Consider the following 530-nt stretch of genomic DNA (forward strand, 5'->3'; position numbering starts at 1 on the left):
GTTTGGTTGCTTTCAAAACCATCCATTTCAACCAACAATTGGTTCAATGTTTGCTCACGCTCATCATTGCCACCGCCCAAACCGGCACCACGCTGACGGCCGACAGCATCAATTTCATCAATAAAGATGATACATGGCGCATTTTTCTTAGCCTGCTCGAACATATCGCGGACACGGCTCGCACCGACACCGACAAACATTTCTACGAAGTCAGAACCTGAAATACTGAAGAATGGCACACCGGCCTCACCAGCAATCGCTTTGGCCAGCAATGTTTTACCCGTACCAGGGCTACCGGCCAACAAAATACCGCGCGGTACACGACCACCCAGGCTTTGGTAACGGTTAGGCGATTTCAAGTAATCCACGATTTCTTGTACTTCTTCTTTTGCCTCATCACAACCGGCAACATCGGCAAAAGTAACTTTATTGGAATCTTTGTCCAACAAACGTGCACGGCTCTTACCAAAAGAGAATGCTCCGCCTTTACTGCCACCGCCGCTTTGCATGCGCATGAAGTAGAACCATGC

The 530-nt window shown here is 48.9% G+C and carries 1 protein-coding gene; it reads right to left on the bottom strand.

Translation table 11 applies throughout. From position 1 onward, the window contains the following. Positions 1-530, bottom strand: a 530-nt coding sequence (locus ACTHTY_RS11550) for an AAA family ATPase (RefSeq protein ID WP_440367762.1), incomplete at both ends; no start/stop codon positions are given.

Origin of the sequence: Neisseria sp. P0019.S002 (genome assembly GCF_051957155.1) — a bacterium.
Taxonomy (GTDB): domain Bacteria; phylum Pseudomonadota; class Gammaproteobacteria; order Burkholderiales; family Neisseriaceae; genus Neisseria; species Neisseria perflava.